8 protein-coding genes are annotated in these 6,589 nt (G+C 31.6%); 3 read left to right on the top strand and 5 right to left on the bottom strand.

Going from position 1 to position 6,589, the window contains the following annotated elements; genetic code table 11:
* The first annotated feature begins 1 nt into the window (after position 1).
* Complete coding sequence (locus tag ACK5ON_RS02080; RefSeq protein ID WP_409819413.1) at positions 2-997, top strand: L-threonylcarbamoyladenylate synthase; 996 nt, start codon at positions 2-4, stop codon at positions 995-997.
* Positions 997-1,959: a sodium-dependent bicarbonate transport family permease gene (locus tag ACK5ON_RS02085; protein ID WP_409819415.1), complete on the top strand. Its 963-nt coding sequence runs from the start codon at positions 997-999 to the stop codon at positions 1,957-1,959. Before ACK5ON_RS02080 ends, ACK5ON_RS02085 begins: the two co-directional genes overlap by 1 nt.
* A 6-nt stretch (positions 1,960-1,965) precedes the next feature.
* Here ACK5ON_RS02085 and can read toward each other — a convergent pair whose 3' ends face one another.
* Together can and ACK5ON_RS02095 are read right to left on the bottom strand one after the other, a co-directional pair.
* On the bottom strand, positions 1,966-2,610 hold the full coding sequence (gene can, locus ACK5ON_RS02090; protein ID WP_396175726.1) for a carbonate dehydratase: 645 nt from the start codon (positions 2,608-2,610) through the stop codon (positions 1,966-1,968).
* Positions 2,607-4,271, bottom strand: coding sequence for a SulP family inorganic anion transporter (locus ACK5ON_RS02095; protein ID WP_409819418.1), 1,665 nt, complete (start codon positions 4,269-4,271; stop codon positions 2,607-2,609). Before ACK5ON_RS02095 ends, can begins: the two co-directional genes overlap by 4 nt.
* A 237-nt stretch (positions 4,272-4,508) precedes the next feature.
* Between ACK5ON_RS02095 and ACK5ON_RS02100 the strand changes: the two genes are divergently transcribed.
* Positions 4,509-5,450 carry a LysR substrate-binding domain-containing protein gene (locus ACK5ON_RS02100; RefSeq protein ID WP_409819421.1) on the top strand — a complete coding sequence of 314 codons (942 nt, stop codon included), beginning with the start codon at positions 4,509-4,511 and terminating at the stop codon, positions 5,448-5,450.
* A gap of 33 nt (positions 5,451-5,483) precedes the next feature.
* On the opposite strand, the gene ACK5ON_RS02105 is transcribed toward ACK5ON_RS02100, so the two are convergent.
* The 3 genes from ACK5ON_RS02105 to ACK5ON_RS02115 form a co-directional block, all read right to left on the bottom strand.
* Positions 5,484-5,678 (bottom strand): hypothetical protein, encoded by a 195-nt coding sequence (locus ACK5ON_RS02105; protein WP_396176545.1) that lies wholly within the window; start codon positions 5,676-5,678, stop codon positions 5,484-5,486.
* 210 nt (positions 5,679-5,888) lie between these two features.
* The gene (locus ACK5ON_RS02110; RefSeq protein WP_396176547.1) at positions 5,889-6,086 is read right to left on the bottom strand and encodes a hypothetical protein; all 198 of its coding nucleotides are present in this window, start codon (positions 6,084-6,086) and stop codon (positions 5,889-5,891) included.
* A gap of 118 nt (positions 6,087-6,204) precedes the next feature.
* Positions 6,205-6,589: MnmC family methyltransferase (locus ACK5ON_RS02115; protein WP_409819425.1), on the bottom strand; the 385-nt coding region annotated here is incomplete at its 5' end.

Here is a 6,589-nt window from a genome sequence, read left to right on the forward strand (position 1 = left end):
GATGACAGAACAAATTAAGAAAGCTTCGAAATTGTTAAAAGCTGGAAATGTGGTGGCCATACCAACAGAAACGGTTTACGGTTTAGCTGCTAATGTTTTTGATGAAAAGGCAGTAAAAAAAATATTTGAAATAAAAGGCAGGCCATTATTCAACCCGTTAATTGTTCATATTAAATCGATTGAAGATTTACAAAATGTAGCAACAAATATTCCTCCTAAAGCTTGGATTTTGGCTAACTATTTTTGGCCTGGTCCGTTAACATTAGTGTTGCCAAAGAAAAAAACTATACCCTATGTTGTTACCGCAGGAAAGGAAACAGTTGGTGTTCGTATTCCTTCACACCCAGTTGCTTTGGCACTTTTGGAAGAAGTCGATTTTCCTTTAGCAGCTCCAAGTGCCAATCCTTTTGGATATATTAGCCCTACTAATGCAGCCCATGTTCAAAAACAATTGGGAACAAAAATTCCCTTTATACTTGATGGAGGAAATTGCGAAAAAGGAATTGAATCTACCATCATTGGCTTTGAAAATGATGAGCCTGTTTTATACAGAGTTGGTGCTATTTCTAAAGAAGCTATAGAAAAATGTGTTGGTCGAATTGGTAGTAAAACAAAAGCTGCGACAACACCCGAAGCACCGGGAATGTTGAGCAAACATTATTCTCCAAAAACACCATTTATGGTTTCAGAGAGTATTATTTCTGATATTGAAAAATATAAAAATCAAGGAGTAGGATTTGTTATTTTTTCTAATGGAATAGATGAAACTTCAGAAAAATTTATCCATTTAACAAAAACTGAAAGTTTGGATGAGGCAGCTCAAAATTTATATGCCGCTATGCACCAACTTGATGCACAAGGATTTGACTTCATCATAGCTGAAAAATTTCCAGAAACTGGCATTGGCATCAGTTTAAACGATAGATTATTCAGAGCTCAAGAAGCAGAATTCGATATAGAAATACAGAAAGAATTAAAAAATCCAAATAACTCCTAATGAATTTAGATTTACTTTTAGATAATTTAACAAATCCAGCGCTTTTATTTTTTCTTTTGGGAATTATTGCCGTTCAATTAAAGAGCGATTTAGAAATACCGCCAAACTCTTCAAAATTTATTTCGCTCTATCTTTTGTTTTCCATCGGATTTAAAGGTGGTCAAGAGTTAGCCCATAGTCACTTTAATTTAGAAATTATATGGTCAGCACTCTTTGGAATTTTGATTGCCGTCGTGATTCCGTTTTATAGTTTTTTTATTTTGAAAAGGAAATTTAGTTTTGAAAACGCAGGTGCCATAGCTGCTGCCTATGGTTCGGTAAGTGCTGTAACTTTTGTAACTGCAGTTTCATTTTTAGAAATTCAAAAATATACATTTAGTGGACACATGGTTGCCATCATGGCTTTGATGGAAGCGCCAGCAATTATTGTTGCTGTAATATTAATGCGATTATACAATAAAAAAGAGACTAATTCTACTAACCTTTCATCAGTTATAAAACATTCGTTAACTAATGGAAGCGTTTTATTAATACTCGGCAGTTTAGTCATTGGTTTTTTAGCAAGCGATCAACAAGCTATGGGAATTAAACCATTCACTACGGATATTTTCAAAGGTTTTCTTGCGATTTTCTTATTAGACATGGGAGTTGTAAGTGGAAAAAAGTTGGATGTTTTTTTTAAAAGCGGTTGGTTTCCTGTATTATTTGCATTGATAATTCCATTACTAAATGGTGCGTCTATAGCCTATTTAAGTCAGCTAGTTACATCTAATGTTGGAAACCGATTTATGTTTTCCATATTAGCTGCAAGTGCCTCCTATATTGCAGTTCCAGCAGCAATGAAAATAGTAGCTCCAAAAGCAAATCCGGGTTTGTTTTTACCGATGGCATTAGCTATTACATTCCCGTTCAATATCACTTTTGGAATGCCAATATACCTTAGTATAATACTTTGTTGTTAAAGAAAATTAATTAGAAAATTTCAAGCGATACACTTCATCAAGCTCATCATTGGAACTCATATTCACCCCTAAATCAGTAACATAACCTGAATTTAATCCATAAGTCCAACCATGAAGTGTTAAATCTTGACCGTTGCGCCATGCACCTTGAACAATTGAGGTTTTAGCCAAGTCAAAAACTTGTTCTTGCGCATTTATTTCAACAAATTTATTAAATCTATCCTCTTCATTTTCAAACGAGTTTAGATACTCTTCGTGCAAACGATATACATCTTTTATGTGACGAATCCAGTTGTCTATCAATCCTATAGATTGATTTCCCATAGCTGCTTTTACCCCACCACAACCATAATGTCCACAAACAATCACATGTTTTACTTTCAAAACATTCACTGCATAATCCAAAACGCTTAGCATATTCATATCAGAATGAACTACCATATTTGCAATATTTCTATGAACAAAAACTTCACCTGGTTTTGCTCCAATAATTTCATTGGCTGGTACTCGACTATCAGAACATCCTATCCATAGCAAAGGAGGTTGTTGCCCTTTGGCTAAATCTTTGAAATAATCTTTATCAATAGCAACTTGATCTTCAACCCATTTTTTATTGTTGTCAAGTATTTTTTTATAAAATTCAGCACTCATAGTTTGTCTTCTTTAAAAATTATTTCTTTATTTTCTATAACTTCCATTTTCCGTTTCATAACATTATAGCGATGCTCTATAGTTACTTTATTTTTATAACCATCACTATTTTCTATGTCATAAGCATCTTTAAACCCGACCAATTTAGTACTAATATTTAATTCTTTTGATTTTATTTTTTTGAACTCCTTAATTAAATCCAACACATCATGAGCAATATAGTCAGTATCCGTTGCATTGATAACAACTTTTGAATTGGATGGAATTTTGTTTAACGTAGCTTTAATTGCCGCTTTATTTAAAAAAGATACTTCTTGAGCTAAATCAATATGAATAATATCGCCTTCTTGATATTCTTCTTTTCTAAAATTATAAGCACGTTTCATATTTCCTTTCAAAACAAAAATAATACTGATGATTATTCCCAGTGTTACCCCTTTTAATAAATCAGTAAAAACAACTCCAATAAATGTTGCCATAAACGGTATAAATTGATATTTACCTTTTTCCCAAAAATGTTTTATGATATTTGGATTTGCCAATTTATAACCCACTAATAATAAAACGGCCGCCAAAGTTGCCAACGGAATTTTATTTAATAATGATGGTATTGCCAATACACTAACCAATAATAAAATACCATGAATAATAGCAGACATTTTAGATTTTGCGCCAGCATTATTATTTGCCGAAGTTCTCACTACGACAGATGTCATTGGTAAACCACCTAAAAGTGCACTTAAAATATTTCCAATTCCTTGAGCTTTTAATTCTACATTAGTATCCGTATAACGTTTCTGAGCATCCATTCTATCGGCAGCTTCAATACAAAGTAAGGTTTCGATAGAAGCCACAACTGCAATCGTAAAAGCAACAATCCATACTTTACTGTTAGTGATAGCAGTAAAATCAGGTGTCACAAATATATTTTTAAGTTCTTCAAAAGTTTTTGGGACAGGTAAACTTACTAAATGTTCACTTGTAATTGCCAAGCTACTTCCGGATTGAATAAAAAATTCATTCAATAGAATTCCAACAATAACCGCTATTAAAGCAGCTGGAACCAATTTCATTTTCTTTAAAAAATCAACTTTTGTCCAAGCAATCAAAATTGATAGTGAAACTAAAGTAATGACAACCGAACCCAATTGAATATGATTGAAAACAGAAAACAACTCGGAGAATGTATTGAGACCGTCTTGTTGTAAAAATGATTCATCACCTTCAAAATCATTGTCATAACCAAAAGCATGCGGAATTTGTTTTAGGAAAATAATAACTCCTATACCTGCCAACATTCCTTCTATAACATTAGTTGGAAAGTAATTTGAAATGCTACCTGCTTTAATAAAACCAAGAGCCAGCTGAATTATACCTGCAATTAAAACCGCCAAAAGAAAAGAATTAAAAGAACCTAAATCTGTAATAGCCACTAATACTATAGCAGTTAAACCAGCAGCTGGTCCTGAAACACTTAAATGCGAATTACTCAAATAACCAACCACAATTCCACCAACAACACCAGAAATAATTCCAGCAAATAGTGGTGCTCCAGAAGCTAAAGCGATGCCGAGACACAATGGTAATGCTACCAGGAATACGACTAAACCTGAAGCAAAATCAGATTTAAGATTAGCAAAGATGCTTGTGTTTTTTGTCATAATAGTAGTGTTTTGAAAAAATTAGAATAAATATTCATTCCAAGGTTGTAAAAATATCATTATTTTTTAAAAAATAGTGATTAGAGTAATACAAAAAGAAAAATAACTAAAAGTCGATTTGAATACCATTAAAAATGACTATCTAATTCCAGAAAAAAAATCATTTAACATTAGTATAAACCAAAAATGTCATAAATTAATCTTATTGTTTTTATATTTACATCAAATTAAATTATAATGACAATTACACAACTTAAATATGTCTTAGCAGTAGCCGAACATAAAAACTTTACCCTTGCAGCTGAAAAATGCTTTGTTACACAACCCACATTAAGCATGCAAATACAAAAAATAGAAGAAGAACTCGGTATTCAAATATTTGATCGAACTAAAAAACCAATTCAACTCACCGAAATTGGTCAAAAAATAGTAAACCAATCCAAGAATATTGTAAACGAAGCCGATAGAATTCAGGACATAGTTGACCAACAAAAAGGGTTTATTGGCGGTGAGTTTCGATTAGCAATTATTCCAACAGTGATGCCTACCTTATTGCCAATGTTTTTGAATAATTTTATTAAAAAGTATCCAAAAGTTAAACTCATCATAGAAGAATTGAACACTTCTGAGATTATTACAAGATTAAAAAATGGTCACTTAGATGCCGCTATTGCAGTTACACCTTTGGAAGACGAAAAAATAAAGGAAGTTGTTTTGTATTTTGAACCATTTGTGGCTTACATTCCATCCAATCATCAATCATTCAGTAAAAAAGAAATTGAAGTGTCAGATTTGAATATAAATGAAATTCTATTACTTCAAGATGGCCATTGTTTTAGAGATGGTATTTTGAATTTATGTAAAAATCTAAATTCAGAGGATAAAAATCATTTTCAAATAGAAAGTGGTAGTTTTGAAACACTCATCAAATTAGCCGATGAAGGATTAGGCACTACACTTCTTCCCTATTTACATACTTTAGATTTGAATGAAAAAGACCAACTGAAATTAAAACATTTTGTGGAACCAAAACCAGCAAGAGAAGTGAGTTTAATTTATCCTAAAAACGAATTGAAAATTCATATTATTGATGCTTTGAGGTCAACTATAGCAGGAGTTATTAAAGGAGCAATTACTTTTCAAAATGTTCAAATCATTAGTCCACTTCAAAAAAAATAAGGAGCTTTTGCACCAACTCCTTATTTCTTTCTGCTAACTAACTACAGATAAACATTGTTTTAATTCTGGATGCTCATTCGTAAAGAACTGCAACCATTTTTTCAATTGCTCTACTTCGTATGGCAATAAATTTCGCACTGCCTTTTTCAATTCTTTTGAAAAAAGAATTGGATCAAAGCTTACTCTTTCGAGTACCGATTTGGTATAATCGTAAATCATTCTAGGCATAATTTTTAAGATTTGGGGTTATCTTATTGTAAGAACGTTTAGTAAAAATAAAATAAAAAAATAATTATTACAACATTTTTTCTTATTAAAATACGTTTAAAACCTTTTTATATCGATGAAATGCATTTTTTAAATAAATTAATAAGTATAATATTACTAAAATGATTACGGTAAAATAAAAAAGGAACCATTTAAGTTCCTTTAGTTTTTTTAATTGTTAATTCGGATGACACAGTGTTTCAGCTCGGGCTTTTCAATAATATAACTCATCAGCCACTGCGTTAATTCTTCAAGTTCATAAGGTAACAAAACCTTGTAGGCCTTTTCAAGTTCTTTGCAAAATAAATTTGCGTCAAAACTTACTTTCTTCAACACTGATTTTGTGTGGTCTAGCATTGTTTTAGACATAAAAAAGTAAAAAATAATTAATTAAGAAATTAGATAAGAACGTTTATTGCTTTAACAAAAATAATAATATAATAAATAGTGAAATGAAATTAAAAGTTAAATATTATCAACAAAAATGTTAAATTTTTGAGAGTCCTTTAGTAGCGCGCAACATCTCTCTTTTACCGGGGGCACCGGGTAATTTTTCTACAGAAAAACCTGCAAGCAACATGGCGTTTTTAATTGATGTGCGACAAGCATAGGTTACCAAAATGCCATTTGGTCTTAAAGCATCATACATTTTTTGAAAAATAAGGTCCGACCACAATTCGGGTTGCACTCTAAAACCAAAAGCATCAAAATAGATCAAGTCAAAAGTATTTGTATCGGTAATGTCTTGAAAAAACTGTTGTCGTTTGGTAAAAGAAAAATGAGCCGTAAGTTGGTGTTCTTCTTCCCATGCTAAATGGTGCAAACTTTTAAAAATATCACTCTGATTTTCGGCCATCTGACTTATATAATTC

Source organism: Flavobacterium sp. (genome assembly GCF_046317795.1).
Taxonomy (GTDB): Bacteria; Bacteroidota; Bacteroidia; order Flavobacteriales; family Flavobacteriaceae; genus Flavobacterium.

Bases quoted from the DNA above. Each gene is read 5' to 3' on its own strand.
- ACK5ON_RS02080 (WP_409819413.1), top strand. From the start codon at position 2: ATGACAGAACAAATTAAGAAAGCTTCGAAATTGTTAAAAGCTGGAAAT.
- ACK5ON_RS02085 (WP_409819415.1), top strand. From the start codon at position 997: ATGAATTTAGATTTACTTTTAGATAATTTAACAAATCCAGCGCTTTTA.
- can (WP_396175726.1), bottom strand. From the start codon at position 2,610: ATGAGTGCTGAATTTTATAAAAAAATACTTGACAACAATAAAAAATGG.
- ACK5ON_RS02095 (WP_409819418.1), bottom strand. From the start codon at position 4,271: ATGACAAAAAACACAAGCATCTTTGCTAATCTTAAATCTGATTTTGCT.
- ACK5ON_RS02100 (WP_409819421.1), top strand. From the start codon at position 4,509: ATGACAATTACACAACTTAAATATGTCTTAGCAGTAGCCGAACATAAA.
- ACK5ON_RS02105 (WP_396176545.1), bottom strand. From the start codon at position 5,678: ATGCCTAGAATGATTTACGATTATACCAAATCGGTACTCGAAAGAGTA.
- ACK5ON_RS02110 (WP_396176547.1), bottom strand. From the start codon at position 6,086: ATGTCTAAAACAATGCTAGACCACACAAAATCAGTGTTGAAGAAAGTA.